We start from the raw sequence: 15,847 nt of genomic DNA, 5'->3' as shown, positions 1-15,847 counted from the left end.
TCCATCGCGGCGAAAAAAGTGTCCACCCGATGCCGGTCTTGGATACGGATTGTTTACGACTTGAGCATAGACTGGAGAAGGTTTGTCACGTAGTTTCTACAAAACTGCGCAGTGTTTTCTGTAGTTTAGTAGTGTGTTTGGAGTACCCGTGCATGACGTTCAGTGCGCTTTTTTTCCTTAGAAGTGAATCCGGTGCCGTCGGTGTCGATTGGGTGATGATGGGCGCGGGTGTCGTGGCCGGTGTCATGGCCATGTTGACGGTTGTGTCGGATGGCACGAATGGTTTGGTCGGCAATGTGACTGGCCAATTGGCGCAATTCGAAATCGGTACGGTTCCCAATGGCTTGCCCGGTGGTGTGCGCCCCGGCGAAGGCGGGTCCGGCTTTGGCGGATCGGGCAGTGCGGGCGGTGTCGGCAATAGCGATTGGCGCGATCTGGGCGGCGGTTTCGGGACCGGCACCGGCGGTGGTGCGGGCTCCGACGGATCGGGCGAGATCGACCCCGAGGGCGAAGAGATCGAGGTGGCCGAGCTGCCGGTCGTCGAAAGTGACCCGGAAGTCTTGATCGTCGACGCCGCATTGGTGGTTGAAGAGGTGATCGAAGCCCTGGTGGAAGAGGCGCTCGATGACGCGGTCGTGGCGCAGGAAGTCCTTGCTCAACGCGAGATCTGGGCCGCGCGCGTCGGCAATGCCGCCTTTCCGCAGGCCAGCGAAGTCGTTGCCGCGCTGGACGTGGTCTTGGTCAATCGCGGTGTGACGCCGCCCGCCTAAGAAACCGGCCGGGCGGCGACCATGGCCATGGCGCGCGAGATTTCATGCGCGCAGCTGGCCGCCATCGAGCGGAAGACCATGACCTGAAACCGGTCCGGTCCGGTCCGCATCAGAACACAGTTCATATGCCCCAGAAGCGTCCGCGCCGCAGCGCCCGGACCGAACACGCCGTCGCGCAGGTCGATCGGAACCAGCCGCGCCAGGACCTCTGCCGCATCCGCGCCGTCAAGCGCGCAGATCGCCCAGGCGCTGCCGTGGTCGACAAGGGCGGCGCCCGCGATGGGTTTGAGCGGCGCCCCCAGCACCAGCGCCTGTTCGGGCCCGAACCACACGACGCCGTTGGCATGCGTGTTGGGCGCGGGGAAATCCGCGCCAACCTGGCCGTCGAGCGCGCGGGACACCTTGGCCATCTGGCCCTTGTGCGGCGCGACCCAGGTGATCGCGTCACAGGTGATCTCGGTCACTTGCACCCGCCCCACGGTCAGCGGCAAAAGCCCGTCGAACGGCGATTTGGCGATCAGATTAGCCACGGGCGCGCCCTCCATCCGCATCGAAGAAGACCGGGTCGCAAATCTCAACCTCGGCGGTGACACCGCGCAGGTGGTCGACCATTTTCATGTGGTGGCCAACGCGGTCGGGGCCATTCTTGAGAAACCCAAGACCAATGAAATGGCCCAACGTCGGCGAAAAACCGACCGATGTCACATAGCCCAGATCGTTTTCGCGCGTGACCTCGGCCTCGGGCGCAAAAAGATGCGCGCCCGCGGTCAATTCCTGCACCGCGCCGACGGGTTTGAGGCCCACAAGGCGTTCGCGATTTTCCATAAGAAGGCCGGGGCGCGTGGCGGCTGCCTTGCCGATGAAATCCTTCTTTCCGGACAGAAGGCCCTGCAGGCCGACATCGAATGCGGTGACGCGTCCGTGGATTTCGGCATGGGTGATGAAGCCCTTCTCAAGCCGCAACACGTTGAGCGCCTCCATCCCGTAGGCCCCGCCGCCAAGCGCCTCGGCCCGCGCCACCAGGTCGCGGTAAAGCGCATCGCCAAAGGCCGCGGGCACGGCCACCTCATAGGCATGTTCGCCCGAGAACGAGATCCGGAACAGCCGCCCGTCGATGCCGTGGGCGCGCACCACGCCACATTGCATGAACGGAAAGCTGGCGTCGTCAATCGGCGCGTCGAGGATCCCGTTGAGAAGATCGCGCGCGCGCGGACCCGCGACGGAGAACTGCGCCCATTGCTCGGTGACGGAGGTGAACCGCACGTCAAGATCGGGGCGCAACCCCTGCGCGACAAATTCCATATGCGCCATGACCTGCCCGGCGGCGGCGGTTGTGGTGGTCATCACGTAATGGCCCTCGGCCAGGCACGCGGTGGTGCCATCGTCCATCACATGCCCATCTTCGCGCAGCATCAAGCCATAGCGCACGCGCCCGGGCTTCAGGGTGGAGAACATATTCGTGTATAAGAAATCGAGGAACGCTCCGGCATCCGGCCCGATGATTTCGATCTTGCCGAGGGTGGAGACATCGACCACGCCCACCGCATCGCGGACCAGACCAACCTCCCGGTCGCAGCTTTGCCGCCAATGCGTCTCACCGGGCGCGGGCACGTAGGATGGCCGATACCACAATCCCGCTTCGATCATCGGTGCGCCCCGCGCCACCACCGCCTTGTGCGATGTCGTAAACCGCTCCGGCGCAAAGCCGCGGCCCTGCGCGCCCGCCCCCATCGTCCCGATCGCCACCGGCGTGTAAGGCGGGCGATAGGTCGTGGTCCCGGTCTCGGGGATGCTGCGCCCCGTCGCATCGGCCAGGATCGCCAGTGCCGCGATGTTCGACGATTTGCCCTGATCCGGTGCCATGCCCTGCGTCGTGTAGCGCTTCATATGCTCGACCGACGCGAAGCCTTCCTTCGCCGATTGCGCCACGTCTTTCGTGGTCACGTCATTGGCGAAATCCAACCACGCGCGCCCCTTCGCCTCAACGAAATGCAACCCTGCGCCATTGCCACCCTCCATATGCACCTTGGGAAGCATGTGGTGCGTGCGATCGACTTTACGACCCAAGGCGGTGAGAGCGGCCTCTGCCGCGTCCGCACCACTCACAATCGCGTCCCAGATCGATAAGCGCCCATCGCACGCGCCCGCAACATGCAGGCCGGGAATGGCGTTCTCTGCGGGGACGAAAGCGTTGATCTGGTCCTCCCAGACAGGCTTCGCGCCCATATGGCAGGTCAGGTGAACCGTCGGGTTCCAGCCGCCCGACACACCAAGACAATCGGACTGAAGCTGATAGGTGCCGGACGCGGTGCGATAGCTGATCGCGCGCAGGGCCTGCCGCCCCTTGGTGCCGACAACCTCCGCCCCCGCGATCAGGCGATAGGCCCCTGTTGCCTCGGCGTCCGGGCGGGTATCGATCACGGTGCAATCCACGCCCGCGTCGATCAGGTCGCATGCGGTGGCATGGGCATCGGGGTTGTTGGTAAAAAGGCTCACCTTTTCGCCGGGGCTGACGCCATAGCGGTTCACATAGGTGCGAATGGCCGAGGCCATCATGATGCCGGGGCGGTCGTTGTCGGGAAAGGCGATGGGCCGCTCCAACGCGCCCGCCGCCAGCACCGCCTGACCCGCCCGGATGCGCCAGAAACACTCGCGCGGCAGCGCCGGATGATGGGGCAAATGCTGGCTCACCCGCTCCACCGCAGCAAAGGTCAGCCCGTCGTAAACCCCGGTCACCGTGGTGCGCGACATGATCCGCACCCGCCCCGTCTCGCGCAGCGCCGTGTGTGTCTCATCGATCCAGATCTGCGCGGGGACCCCGTCGATCACCTCATTATCGGCCACCAACCGACCACCCAGATCGGGCATCTCCTCGGCCAGGATCACATCCGCCCCCGACCGCGCCGCCGTCAGGGCCGCCATCAATCCCGCAGGCCCGCCGCCGATCACCAGCAAGTCACAAAACGCAAACGCCCGCTCGCTTTCCTCCGGGCTGGCGTCCCGCGTCATGCGGCCCAGACCGGCGGCGCGGCGAATGGCAGGCTCGTAGACCTTTTCCCAGAACGCGCGTGGCCACATGAACGTCTTGTAATAGAACCCCGCGCTGAGCCACGGCGCAAACAGGTCGTTCACACTCAGAAGGTCATAGGCCAACGGCCCGATATGGTTTTGACTGTGGGTCTCAAGCCCGGTGTAAATCTCCTGCACGGTCGCCCGCACGTTGGGCAACATCGCGTCGCCCGCCCCGACTTGGATCAGGGCGTTGGGTTCTTCTGAGCCTGCCGTCAGGATGCCGCGTGGGCGGTGGTATTTGAATGAGCGCCCAACCAGTTTCACACCATTGGCAATCAGGGCGGAGGCGACCGTATCGCCCTTGAAGCCCTCAATCGCCTTCCCGTTGAAATGGAACCGCACCGGCGCGTCGCGGTCGATCAGGCCTTTGCCATGGAGCCTCATGGTTGCCCCTCCGAGGCCAGCGTGGTGGCATAGATCTCATGGGTGATTGTGTCGCGCTCGACCACGATCCACGCGCCGCAGCCGCCGGAATGATGCCAAAGCTCTCGCGTGCGCCCGGCGGGATTTTCGCGCAGGTGGATGAAGGCATTCCACGCGGCGGACCATGTCTCGCCCTCGGGTCGGTCCAATCCCACGGCATGGCCGCGGACGGTGAATTCGCGCTGGTCTCGGTCGCCGCAAAGCGGGCAGGGGATGCGCATCAGAGACCCTCCCCCGCGACGCTGGCAAACCCCGTGCAGAGGAACGCCCTTTTTGCCGAAAGCGCGTTCAGATGTGTGCGCATGCGTTCCATCGAACGGGGTTCAGTGGAGGTTATGTTGCGCACCGGTCGCCTCCTCATCCAGAAGGCCGTGGCCGGTGTTGAACCGGTCGAGGCGGAATTTTTCCGCCGCCGCATGGGGCCGGTCGGTCGCCAGCAGATGTGCAAAGCAATGGCCCGAGGCCGGCACGGCCTTGAACCCGCCGTAGCACCAGCCGCAATTGAGGTAGAGCCCGTCGATATGGGTGCGGTCGATGATCGGCGAGCCATCGGGCGACATATCCATGATCCCGCCCCACGAGCGGAGCATTTTTGCCTTTCCGATCATCGGCATAAGGGTCATCCCGGCTTCCACCACGTGTTCGGCCATGGGCAGGTTCCCGCGTGCGGCGTAGCTCGGGTAGAAGTCCAGATCGCCGCCAAAGACCAGCCCGCCCTTGTCGGATTGGCTGATGTAGAAATGGCCCATGCCATAGCTGATGACGTGGTCGATGACGGGTTTCAGCCCTTCGGTGACGAAGGCTTGCAGCACGTGGGATTCGATGGGCAGGCGCAGGCCCGCCATGGCTGCGACCTGGCTCGACCGTCCCGCGACGACGATACCGATTTTCTTCGCTCGGATCGCTCCGCGTGAGGTCTGCACGCCGCGCACAGCGCCGTTTTCTATATCAATACCAGTGACTTCGCAGTTCTGGATCAGGTCAACGCCGCGGCTGTCGGCGCCCCGCGCATAGCCCCAGGCGACCGCGTCATGGCGCGCCGTACCGCCGCGCGGATGGTAAAGCCCACCATAGATCGGAAACCGTGTCTGCTCGTAATCAAGATACGGCAGCATCGCGCGCACGCCCTCGCGGTCCAGCAAGATGGCATCATCGCCCTGATTGATCATCGCATTGCCGCGCCGGGCAAAGGCATCACGCTGCCCGTCGGAGTGGAACAGGTTGATGATGCCGCGCTGGCTGTGCATCACGTTGTAGTTGAGCGCGCCTTCCAAACCTTCCCAGAGCTTCATGGAATGGCTGTAGAACTGCGAATTTCCGTCCAGGATGTAATTGGCGCGCACGATGGTTGTGTTGCGCCCGACATTGCCGCCGCCGAGGTAGCCCTTTTCCAGCACGGCTACATTGTTCAGCCCGTGTTCCGCCGCCAGGTAATGCGCCGTCGACAGGCCGTGCCCGCCACCGCCGATGAGGACGATGTCGTATTCGGGTTTGGGATCGGGGGTGCGCCATGCGGGCCGCCAGCCCCGGTTGCCGGTCAAGCCTTGCCACAGCACATTCAGGCCGGAATAGCGCATCATCGCCCCTCAAGATCACGCGGCGCGACGCCGTCGTTCAGGGCAACTTAGCGGCAGGGCCGGGTGCGTGGAAGTCTTGCACGCGACACCGGCGCGCCCGAGCGCGACGTCTAGGTTGTCGCGGGCGCCGTGGGTGGCGGGCATTGCTCACCGCCATACGGGACGCGACCGGCATAGCGCGGGCGGGTGATGGTGAAGTTCTCGAAATCGAGGTCGTTGACGCCCATGTTGAAGGCCGGGTCAAAGTCGATGAAGCTTTCCACGATTACGAAACGCTCGCCGATCGCCACGTTGGGCAACCGATCCTGGATCGACGCAAGGCTGTTGCCACAAAGCCGCGCAAGGGTGCCGGTGGCATGGCTCCATACGATGCGGAAGTTGCCGTCGTTGGCGCGATGAATTTCGGTCGCGCGCATGCTGACACCGTCGTGGTCGCGGATCATCGAGGCCAGCATGTTGGCGTATCCATCCATCTCGGTCGGATCGATGGATTGTTCCTGACGCGAGATCAGGTCGGCGACCGTGAAGGTCGCCTTGATCGAGGTGTTGTAAACCCGGTAGGCGTCGAAGAAGGTGAACGTTCCCACCCAGGCCCAGACCAGGATCGGGAAGATGATAACGCTTTCAAAGGCGACCGCGGCGCGTTCTTCACGCCAGAAATGGTTGAGAAGTCGGTTCATTTGATCTGCTCCTCAGCTTGGTTCGTTAACGAAAATGCTGCTTGCGGACATGTGCATGCCACCGGAGTCGTCGCGCGCGAGGCTCAGGCCGAAGCCCGAGAACGGCAGGATCGGATCGACGACAAGGCAGGTTCGGATCAGCACGAATTCGTTGTTGCCGCCCTGGTTGAAGGTGTTGTCGGGACGGATGACGACGTTGTTGACGGTGTCCCGTTCGGCGCAAATCTGGTCGTTCGCCGGCGGCTCGTACGTGGTGTCGATGACTTGCAGGTCGATGGTCAGCAACGTGTCGCAATTGGGCAGCATGCTGGTGTTGGAACAAATCGTGTCGCGCACCGCATCGGCATCGGTCACCACGCCCTGCGCCAGCCGCAACACGCGCACCGACATGTCGAGCGTGCGTTCCAGCATGATCTGACGGGTCAGGATCAGGGCCGTCTCGAAGGCGGCCATGAACATCAGCATCATGAGCGGGAACATGATGACCATCTCGATCGTGGCCGTTCCGCCTTCGTCGCGCCAGAAGCCCTTGATGTGACGTGTGATCTGCATGTCGCGCTCCGTCACTGGATGAGGCGAAGCTGGTTGATCGACCGGGCGATGTTCTCAAACGCCTCACTGATCTCCAGACCTTCGACGTCGTAATAGGTGGCATCGGTCGTGGCGCAATATTGCATCACGTCCTGACCGCGATCGGGGGCCTCAAAGGCGATGGCGTAGATGATGATCCCTGCCGAATTGGCCGCGTCACAAATGGCGCGCAGGTTACGGTCCGCCGGAATGGGCGTGTCGTTCTGGCTCACATAGAGATGGCTGGAATTGGCGATGAACGCGTCATGATAAGCCCACCGCCCATCTGCGCGTGCGGCGCGTTCCAACCATTCTTCCGCAATCCATTCGCGGGTGTAATTGTCCCACAGATAGGGCCAGCTGACGGACCAGCCGAGGTACTCATCGCCGTTCGCAATCGCTTGAGCGGTGGCTTCAGCATAGGCGATGACGCGTGCGTCCAGCCCGTCATTTTCAGTGCCATTTTCGTCAGGGTCGCGCCATTGCCGATTGGTCACGGGGTATTCGGTATAGCCGGCGAATGGGGCGTCCGCCCAGTAGCCGGCACCTGAACGTGGATCACCCTGCGGGATCCAGAACTGGCGGCGGTCCTCCAACCAGATTGACACGCGATCCGGGCCGGGCCACGGTTCGAACAGGTCATCGTCATCAGAGTCGTAGGTGAAGATGACCGAAGGGCGCGGACCGCCGTTGAGGCGATAATATTCATCGCGGATGTCGTATTGGTTGGTATTGGCCCCATCGGTCATCATCACGACGACCTTGATGGTTTCATCATCGAGCAATGTGGAATCGTCACCGTCCACGAACGGAGCCGGGCGATCGTCGAAATCCGGATGGACATCCCCGGAGGCGATGAGCGCCTGAACCGCGGTATTCGCGGTTGGATCCAGAAGGCCAACAGCCCAGTTCATACCCAGGTCAATGGCGGTCCAGCCACCGGTGTTGAGGCTGTTGATATGAGTGTGGAGCACCGTTTCCTCGTGTTGCCACGGGAGGATCTCGGCGTATCCGTCGGTCTGACAATGCGGCGACTGAAAGAATTGGTCAGAGGACTCGTTGTTCCTGTCCCAATGGGCGATGCGTGCGATGGGCACCGCCGGATCGATTGCGGTGTTCGTGAAATCTGACGCCGCCCAGGAACTTGCGGTCCAGCTCGACCAGCCGTTGGAAGGGTCGAAGGAATAGTTGTTCGGCGCGGCATCGAAGCGGGCACAATTCGACGCAGCCTGCGTGCCGTCGAAGGTGAACACGCTGTCGATCATCGCACCGCTGTTGACGCGCCCGTTGTAGGGAACGATCGACACAGTCACGAGGTTCTCGGCATTCAGCGTCGCGTTTGCGCTCAGGACTTCGGTCACAAATTCACGCGCGGCAGGGCGCATGTTCGTCATCCGGTTGTTGCTGCCCATCGAGCCCGAGATATCGAGGACCATGGACACTTCGATGTTGCGCACGCGTTCCTCGGCCGCCCCGATGGCGGGAGAGGTCATCACGTGCACACCAAACAGCGACATGAACATCGAGCGCACTTCAAGCTCGGCATAGGCATGCACGCGGCGGAAGTTGAGGCCTTCATCGACCCGGACATCGAGGCGGTAATTCTCGATGCCGGAAATATCGAAATAGTTGCGGACAACGCCCTCGGGGTCGTAGGGCTGCGTCAGAGAGGCCGCGGCGAGGATCGCGCGGTCCAGAGTGTATTGCAGTTGCGTGCGCTGTGTCTCGTAGCGCATCACGTCGATTGCGATGCCGCTTGCGCCGACCATAAGGACGAAGATCAACACGGCGAAGGCGGTGACGGTCCCGTCCTGCTTCTTCGCGAATTGCACCGGCGACAGGCGCGCAGCCCAAGCCCGCGCCGAAGTCGCCATTTTACCGACAAGGCCTTCCATGGCCTGCCCTCCACAATGATGTACCCAATGACGTGAGCAACTTTTCAGACCACGCCACCCTCTGATTTCACCTGAAACAAAGGCGAAAATTGGGCGAGGACGTGGAGGATTGGGGTCGTTTTGGACGGAGACCCCGGGCCGATTAACCAATTCTTAGACAACGTTTGGTTGCATGCGGCCCAGTGGTGTGCCCTTCTGCGGGTGGGCGCACGCGGCCCTTTGTCTGGACCTGTGCGCGCCGATCCGCGCCCAAGAGCAACCCGGGCCGGGACGAACGCGAAGGGAGACGCGCCATGACGACCAACCGGGCAGAGCCCAGTTTCCGGGAATCCGTAGATCTGATGTTCAACCGCGCTGCGGCGCTTCTGGATCTGCCGCCGGGGTTGGAGGAGAAGATCCGCGTCTGCAACTCCACCTATACGGTTCGGTTCGGCGTCAAGTTGCGTGGCAGGGTGCAGACCTTCACGGGCTACCGATCGGTCCATTCGGAACATACTGAACCCGTGAAGGGCGGTATCCGCTATTCGCTGGGTGTCAGTCAGGATGAGGTCGAGGCGCTGGCCGCGTTGATGACTTACAAATGCGCGCTGGTCGAAGCGCCGTTTGGCGGCTCCAAGGGTGGGTTGTGTATTGATCCGCGTGAATACGATGCCGACGAGATCGAGAAGATCACGCGCCGCTTCGCCTATGAGCTGATCAAGCGTGACCTGATCGATCCCGCGCAGAACGTGCCCGCCCCCGATATGGGCACCGGTGAGCGCGAGATGGCGATCATGGCCGATCAATATGCCCGGATGAACACCACCGACATCAACGCGCGCGCCTGCGTGACCGGCAAACCGCCCCATGCCGGCGGCATCCAGGGCCGGGTGGAGGCCACGGGCCGCGGTGTGCAATACGCGCTGCAGGAGTTTTTCCGCCATCCCGAGGACATAGCGAAGGCGCGGCTGAGCGGCTCGCTCGACGGCAAGCGCGTGATCGTGCAGGGCCTCGGCAACGTCGGCTACCATGCCGCGAAGTTCCTGTCAGAGGAGGACGGCAGCGTGATCACCCACGTGATCGAGCGTGACGGGGCGATCCACGACGCCGAGGGGGTCGATGTTGACGCGTTGCGCCACTGGATCGCCGACCATGGCGGCGTGAAGGGCTACCCGAACGGCCACTATATCGAAGACGGGACCGCGTGCCTCGAAGCCGAATCCGACATCCTGATCCCTGCCGCATTGGAAGGGGTGATCAACCTCTCGAATGCCGCAAGGATCAAGGCGCCGCTGATTATCGAGGCGGCCAACGGGCCGGTGACGGCGGGGGCAAATGATATCCTGATGGAGAAGGGCACGGTCATCATTCCCGACCTTTACGCCAATGCCGGCGGGGTCACGGTGTCCTATTTCGAATGGGTGAAGAACCTGAGCCATATCCGCTTTGGCCGCATGCAGCGCCGTCAGGAAGAGGCGCGCCATCAGCTGATCGTGGATGAGCTGGAGCGTCTGGATGCGCATCTGGGCGGGGCGTGGTCGATGACGCCGGATTTCAAACAGAGATACCTGCGCGGGGCAGGCGAGCTGGAGCTTGTCCGCTCCGGCCTCGATGACACGATGCGCGGAGCCTATGCCGCGATGCGCGAGGTCTGGCACACGCGCGACGATGTCACGGACCTGCGCACCGCTGGTTTCCTTGTGTCGATCGGGCGCGTCGCGTCGAGCTATCAGGCGAAAGGGATCTGAGCAAACACTCCGGCGCGGTCAGAGACCCTGATCGCGCTTGACCAGAAGCACGGTCATGACGTCGGCCACGTCCTTCGCCTGGCTCCGCGCGGTCACGCCGCCAACGGCCAATGTGCGTCCGGCCCGCCACCAGAGGCCGGGCGCATAGACCCGGCCCATCGGTTCCTTGAGTTTCACAAGAAATCCACCCGCCGGTTTGAAGGCGAAGACGCCCCGGTCGACCCGTGCGACATTGTCGATGCTGCACAGGACCCGACCGTCGGCCTCGCGCAATTCCACGCGCGTCAATTCGATCACCCGCGACGACGCCTGCCAGACGCTCCACGCCAGCCAGAGACACCCCAGCCCGAACACCAAAAGAAACGCCAGCCATTCCAGATCTGCGGGCGGGCGCGTTCCCGCAATCAACAGCAACAGCACGCCAAGTGTCCCGGCCAGCCCAACGGCAGCCACGCGGCGCGGGCCTTTCGGCGTGATCTCGGCCAGCACTTCGTTGGGGTCTTCGTTCGTCTTCTTCCGCGCCATCGCACACCTTCCGTGCCTCCGCGCAGAATGGACGCGCGGGCCGTGCCGGCATACGTGGAACCCCATCATCCCGCAAGGAGGCCAGATCCAATGTCCATTCGCCCGATCCTTGAAGCCCGCTCAGCACAGCCCACGATGGAGGGGGCGGGCGTGCACCTGCACCGCGCCTTCGGGTTCCAGGACCCGTCCGAGCTGGATCCGTTCCTTTTGTTCGATGACTTCCGCAACGACGATCCGGCCTTCTACGCCAAGGGCTTTCCCTGGCATCCGCACCGCGGGATCGAAACCATCACCTATGTGTTGGAAGGCACGGTCGAGCATTCCGACAGCCTCGGCAACTCCGGCCGCCTCGGCGCGGGATCGGTGCAATGGATGACTGCGGGATCGGGCATTTTGCATCAGGAAATGCCTCTGGGCAACGCTGCCGGGCAGATGCATGGTTTCCAGCTTTGGGGCAATCTGCCCGGCGCGCAGAAGATGACCGCGCCGCGGTATCAGGACATTCAGGGCGAGGATATTCCCGAGATCACGGATGACGACGGCACGGTGGTGCGGGTCATTACGGGTGAGTTCTGGGGCCAGCGCGGCCCGGTCGACGGGATTGCCGCAGATCCGCAATACCTGGACGTGAGGGTTCCAGCCGGGGTGAGGAAAACCTTCCGCATCGACACCTATCGCCGCGCGTTTGCCTATGTGTTTCAAGGCTCTGCGGCGTTCGCCGATGCCTCGGCGCCGTCCGGTGTGTTGCTGGAAAAGGAGGTCATGGGCCAAGAGGTCAACATCCGCGACCTGTCCGGTGACCGTACGTTGATCCGGTTTGGAACAGGCGATGAAGTGACGGTGCAAGCGGGCCCTGACGGGGTGCGGTTCCTGCTGATCTCGGGTGCGCCGATCGAAGAGCCGGTCGCCTGGCATGGCCCGATCGTGATGAACACCCAGGAGCAGTTACAACAGGCGATGCGCGATCTGCGGAACGGGACCTTCATTCAGCCCGCGCACTAGGCGGATCAGACCGGCATTTGCCATTGTACGAACAACAGCCCGGCCACGATGACCGCCAAGGCGCGGAACCCAAGCTCGGCGGCCAGAAGGCTTCGCCGCCGGGCGGCGCGCGTGCCGGGCTTGTAGCGCCTTAGCGCAGCGTCAACGGTATCGGCCGCGGCCCGGATGGCGGCGGGGTCCGTGCGGGTGGCTAATTTGGGGTGGGACAAGCGCGCCTCAGCCGCGATCAAGTCTTGCGCGGCGGCTCGGGCGTTTGCGGGCATCAGGCGACCGGCTTTGCGCACGGCGCGCGGGAAGCTCCGCGCACGGATCGAAAGACGCTCTGCCATCTGCTGACGCAGGTCGTCTGTGATTGTCGCATAGGTCCTATGGTCCATCGAATCGGCCCCCCTCTCGCTGTACCGATTTCACTATAGGAAACAGGCCTTTGGCGCTCAAGTGGGCGCGAGGGTGGTGTTGCCGGACGCGACGGATTAACGATGGGCCATGCTGGAGACCTACAATATCGGCGCGCCGACGGAGCGGCCGCCTGTCCTGATCGCGCACGGCCTGTTCGGATCGGCCCGCAATTGGGGCGTGATCGCCAAGCGGATGTCGGAGCGGGGGCGCGTCGTGACGGTCGACATGCGCAACCACGGGCACTCGTTCCGGGGCGCGCCGCATGATTACCCGGCGATGGCGGGAGATTTGGCGGAAGTCATCGAAAACCTCGGCGCACAGGTGGACGTGATCGGTCATTCGATGGGCGGAAAAGCCGTTATGGTTCTGGCACTTACGCGGCCCGATCTGGTGCGGCGGGTGGTGGTCGGGGACATTGCGCCGGTGGGGTATTCGCATACGCAGCAGGGGATGATTGATGCGATGCGGGCGCTGGATTTGAGCCGGGTCGAGACGCGGGGGGACGCGGATCGGCAATTGGCGGAATTTGTGGACGATGCGGGCGTGCGTGCGTTCCTTCTGCAATCGCTGGACGTGAAGGCGCGCGCGTGGCGCCTGAACCTGGATCAGTTGGAAGCGGATATGGCGCAAGTGCTTGGATTTCCGGAGATTTCCGGCACGTTCGAGGGGCCGGTCCTGATGCTGTCGGGGGGGGCTTCGGACTATGTTTTGCCGGAGCATCGCGCGGCGGTGAAGGCGCTTTTCCCGGCGGCGCGGTTTGCGAAAATTCCGGGCGCGGGGCACTGGCTCCACGCGGAAAAACCTCGGGAATTCGAGGCGGCCTGCGCGGCGTTTCTGGGGTGAATTTTTCTGTAGTTTTTTTGTAGTTTTTCCGTCGTGCATCCTGCGCGCGCCGGATGTTCACGCTTTCTTAACGGCCCCACAGGACAAACACGGCCCTCTTCCGATGATCGAGGCCCGTCCCATGACCGACCCCAAACCACTCAACAAAAGCGCCCGCGCGCATCACTTCTACATGGCCGAGGCGATGAAGCGGCTGGAATGGGATCTGCAAAACCACCTGATGGACGAGCGGCGCATCCCGGAGGCGTGGCACGAGATCGCGACGCGCAAGACCAGCCCGAAAAAGCAGTTAACGGTCCGGTTCGACGAGGACGTGGTGAAGTTCTTCAAATCGGCGGGGCCGGGGCATATCGGCCGGATGAACGACGTGCTGCGCGCGTTCATGCACCTGAAACTGGGCGGGTTCCTGCATGGGCAAGAGACGATTGATGCGTTCCGGGAGGGCGACAGCGCGGGCGAGGCGCGGCCCTATTGGGGCATGATCGAAGAAATGAAGCGCAACGTGCGCGAGAAGGGGGCGGATTTGGTGTTCCGGCAGGAGCAGGCGGCGGAGCAGCGTGCTGCGGTGGAGAAGGGGGGGAAGGGGTGAGGGGTGTTCCGGCGGCGGGTCGGATTGGGGCGTGCGGGGACGGTTTGGAGGGATGAACGCGGGATCGGTGACGATCGCGCTAGAGCGGATTGCCGAGACGACCCGCGTCGCAGGCGGGGAGGAGGAGGAGCGGGAGGGTGAGGAGGGGGCGCATGGGGTGTGTGGGGAATTTAGATGCCTTGGCCTTCTGATGGGCGAGCGCACTTTGCCTTTCTCAAAAGGTGTTGAGCGAATACGAGGAGTTCGAGAGCAACTTCAGCGCTCTCAACCCAATTAAATTCATGGGTCGTCGGGTTGCGGATGCCGAGCATGGCTCCTGCATACAAACGCATGTAGCCATCTTGCTCATTTTTTTCAGATATCGATTTCCGTTCTGACCAGACGAGTTTTGGCTTCTTACTTGAAAAGACGTTTTCCATCAGAGTACTTCCAGAGAACGAAGAAAGACCTGTTTTGTCGCGAACGTAATTGTCGACCGCCTTGAATGCTTCTGCGACGGCAACGTTGTAATGGCCGGAAGCAAAAAGGTCTCTGGAAACAAGCACAATTTCTTCTTCTACTACCGTCTGCGAGAAGACGGCAGTACCGGTTTCGTCTTTCGATGTGTGATCCTCTATCAGCAGCGTCTTGGGCGCGGGGAGGGCTAGCACGTTGCGCGCCATCCCGCTTTCGACCAGGAATCTCTGAAAACGCCGAATGTTCTCGAACATGCTATTCCGTGTATAGATATTGCCGCATTGATTTGAAGATGCTCTCAATCTGGTCCGAAGAAGCATCGGCGCTAATGTGAATTTGCACATTAACATTGAGCGGCATAGCGTCCGGCGCTTGTTTCGAGGCTGGTGGTACTGGAGGGTTTACTTGTGCTCTCGTACGAGTTTTTGGGGGCTTACCTTCCTTTGCAGGATCGGTTGAGGACTTCTCATTTTTAGTTGCAGCTCGTTTCGTCGGCGCTCCGCCAGAGTTCGGTTCGCGCGAAGAGATCAAGAGATAGGTTGCAGCCTTGTTTTTTGCCGACCCTTGCCCAAGGCCTTGATTCATGAACCAATTCACTACTGTTTGGCGGTCGGCTTCACCCGCGGACGCGATAGTGGTAAGGGACTCAGGGTAGGCTCCACTGAGGATCTCGTCCACTGCATCTGAGTACTTTTCGTCCAGCCTCCAGCGGTTCCCAAGTTCTGTGGCTTTTCCTTCCTCGTCTAAGATGCCTACTCTTGTGAGTTCCGCGATATATTGCCTTGCCGCAACAGCCTGCACACCAAGTTTTGCGGCCAACATGCTGTCGTCGTACTTTGCGGATGGGGACCGCTGTAACAGATCGCGTATGCCCCACCAAACTGTCGCGGGGATTTGTGGAAACGCACCGTCGGCCATAGTGTCAATCCTCCTTTGTGAGAGTTTTGGAAATCTATCTCCACTAAGCGACAGCTTCAAGTGTTTTAGTTTTGTTCTGAGTAAATAGGAAGAATCTCTCAGGAGATCCGAGCTAGCTTTCTCGCGTCAGTGAGCTGGACTGGGGTTTGGTCGCATTAGTTGAGGCTCTACTGCTTGAGCGGGTTAACAGCGGGCAGCGCCCGCCCCGCCATCGACGGGCCGTCCGGCGGCCTGTCGATTTTGTGAAGTTGGGTGCGTCGCTCGGGCGGAGTTCAGATTTTGCAGCCATAAAGTGTGCAGAAAAACCGTTGGTTCGACAGTCCCCGGCCCGTCGATGGCGGGGGGCGACCAAAATTGAAACGCGGTGGGGCCGCAGACTTTTGCAAGCAAAAGTCGCTTTC

General features: G+C 62.2%; 16 protein-coding genes. 5 read left to right on the top strand and 11 right to left on the bottom strand.

All coding sequences use genetic code 11. The features are described from left to right. Positions 1-152: 152 nt before the first annotated feature. A complete protein-coding gene (locus tag V8J83_RS09235) occupies positions 153-770 on the top strand; it encodes a Flp family type IVb pilin (protein WP_339985688.1) in 618 nt (205 codons plus the stop codon). Here the strand turns inward: V8J83_RS09235 and V8J83_RS09230 are convergent. The 7 genes from V8J83_RS09230 to V8J83_RS09200 all read right to left on the bottom strand — a co-directional run bounded on the left by V8J83_RS09230 (position 767) and on the right by V8J83_RS09200 (position 8,987). Further along, positions 767-1,300: a sarcosine oxidase subunit gamma gene (locus V8J83_RS09230; RefSeq protein ID WP_339985686.1), complete on the bottom strand. Its 534-nt coding sequence runs from the start codon at positions 1,298-1,300 to the stop codon at positions 767-769. The two genes, V8J83_RS09235 and V8J83_RS09230, sit on opposite strands and share 4 nt — an antisense overlap. Beyond that, positions 1,293-4,226 carry a sarcosine oxidase subunit alpha family protein gene (locus tag V8J83_RS09225; RefSeq protein WP_339985684.1) on the bottom strand — a complete coding sequence of 978 codons (2,934 nt, stop codon included), beginning with the start codon at positions 4,224-4,226 and terminating at the stop codon, positions 1,293-1,295. The genes V8J83_RS09230 and V8J83_RS09225 overlap by 8 nt, the downstream gene beginning before the upstream one ends. Beyond that, on the bottom strand, positions 4,223-4,486 hold the full coding sequence (locus V8J83_RS09220; protein WP_339985682.1) for a sarcosine oxidase subunit delta: 264 nt from the start codon (positions 4,484-4,486) through the stop codon (positions 4,223-4,225). The genes V8J83_RS09225 and V8J83_RS09220 overlap by 4 nt, the downstream gene beginning before the upstream one ends. Before the next feature lie 102 nt (positions 4,487-4,588). After that, entirely contained in the window at positions 4,589-5,842 is a 1,254-nt protein-coding gene (locus tag V8J83_RS09215) for a sarcosine oxidase subunit beta family protein (RefSeq protein ID WP_339986056.1), read from the bottom strand. 110 nt (positions 5,843-5,952) lie between these two features. After that, a complete protein-coding gene (locus V8J83_RS09210) occupies positions 5,953-6,522 on the bottom strand; it encodes a TadE/TadG family type IV pilus assembly protein (RefSeq protein WP_339985680.1) in 570 nt (189 codons plus the stop codon). A 12-nt stretch (positions 6,523-6,534) separates the two neighbouring features. Beyond that, positions 6,535-7,074 carry a TadE/TadG family type IV pilus assembly protein gene (locus tag V8J83_RS09205; protein ID WP_339985678.1) on the bottom strand — a complete coding sequence of 180 codons (540 nt, stop codon included), beginning with the start codon at positions 7,072-7,074 and terminating at the stop codon, positions 6,535-6,537. Between the two features lie 11 nt (positions 7,075-7,085). Then, positions 7,086-8,987 carry a pilus assembly protein TadG-related protein gene (locus V8J83_RS09200; RefSeq protein WP_339985675.1) on the bottom strand — a complete coding sequence of 634 codons (1,902 nt, stop codon included), beginning with the start codon at positions 8,985-8,987 and terminating at the stop codon, positions 7,086-7,088. Between the two features lie 293 nt (positions 8,988-9,280). Between V8J83_RS09200 and V8J83_RS09195 the strand changes: the two genes are divergently transcribed. Next, positions 9,281-10,714, top strand: coding sequence for a Glu/Leu/Phe/Val family dehydrogenase (locus tag V8J83_RS09195; RefSeq protein WP_339985673.1), 1,434 nt, complete (start codon positions 9,281-9,283; stop codon positions 10,712-10,714). An 18-nt stretch (positions 10,715-10,732) separates the two neighbouring features. Here V8J83_RS09195 and V8J83_RS09190 read toward each other — a convergent pair whose 3' ends face one another. After that, positions 10,733-11,239: a hypothetical protein gene (locus V8J83_RS09190; protein WP_339985671.1), complete on the bottom strand. Its 507-nt coding sequence runs from the start codon at positions 11,237-11,239 to the stop codon at positions 10,733-10,735. Between the two features lie 90 nt (positions 11,240-11,329). On the opposite strand from V8J83_RS09190, the gene V8J83_RS09185 reads away from it, so the two are divergent. Further along, a complete protein-coding gene (locus V8J83_RS09185; RefSeq protein ID WP_339985669.1) occupies positions 11,330-12,241 on the top strand; it encodes a pirin family protein in 912 nt (303 codons plus the stop codon). A 5-nt stretch (positions 12,242-12,246) separates the two neighbouring features. On the opposite strand, the gene V8J83_RS09180 is transcribed toward V8J83_RS09185, so the two are convergent. Continuing rightward, positions 12,247-12,618, bottom strand: a complete 372-nt coding sequence (locus V8J83_RS09180) for a hypothetical protein (protein ID WP_339985667.1) — start codon at positions 12,616-12,618, stop codon at positions 12,247-12,249. Positions 12,619-12,727: 109 nt separating this feature from the next. On the opposite strand from V8J83_RS09180, the gene V8J83_RS09175 reads away from it, so the two are divergent. Continuing rightward, positions 12,728-13,483 carry an alpha/beta fold hydrolase gene (locus tag V8J83_RS09175; RefSeq protein ID WP_339985665.1) on the top strand — a complete coding sequence of 252 codons (756 nt, stop codon included), beginning with the start codon at positions 12,728-12,730 and terminating at the stop codon, positions 13,481-13,483. A gap of 121 nt (positions 13,484-13,604) precedes the next feature. Further along, positions 13,605-14,072 (top strand): BrnA antitoxin family protein, encoded by a 468-nt coding sequence (locus V8J83_RS09170; RefSeq protein WP_339985663.1) that lies wholly within the window; start codon positions 13,605-13,607, stop codon positions 14,070-14,072. Between the two features lie 170 nt (positions 14,073-14,242). Here the strand turns inward: V8J83_RS09170 and V8J83_RS09165 are convergent, their stop codons facing one another. Together V8J83_RS09165 and V8J83_RS09160 are read right to left on the bottom strand one after the other, a co-directional pair. After that, positions 14,243-14,782, bottom strand: coding sequence for a TIGR02391 family protein (locus V8J83_RS09165; protein ID WP_339985660.1), 540 nt, complete (start codon positions 14,780-14,782; stop codon positions 14,243-14,245). Between the two features lies 1 nt (position 14,783). Continuing rightward, positions 14,784-15,446, bottom strand: coding sequence for a DUF5343 domain-containing protein (locus V8J83_RS09160; RefSeq protein ID WP_339985658.1), 663 nt, complete (start codon positions 15,444-15,446; stop codon positions 14,784-14,786). Between the last annotated feature and the right edge of the window lie 401 nt (positions 15,447-15,847).

It is taken from the genome of Gymnodinialimonas ulvae, from assembly GCF_037543845.1.
Lineage (GTDB): Bacteria > Pseudomonadota > Alphaproteobacteria > Rhodobacterales > Rhodobacteraceae > Gymnodinialimonas > Gymnodinialimonas ulvae.
This window is presented reverse-complemented; position numbering and strand designations above follow the sequence as displayed.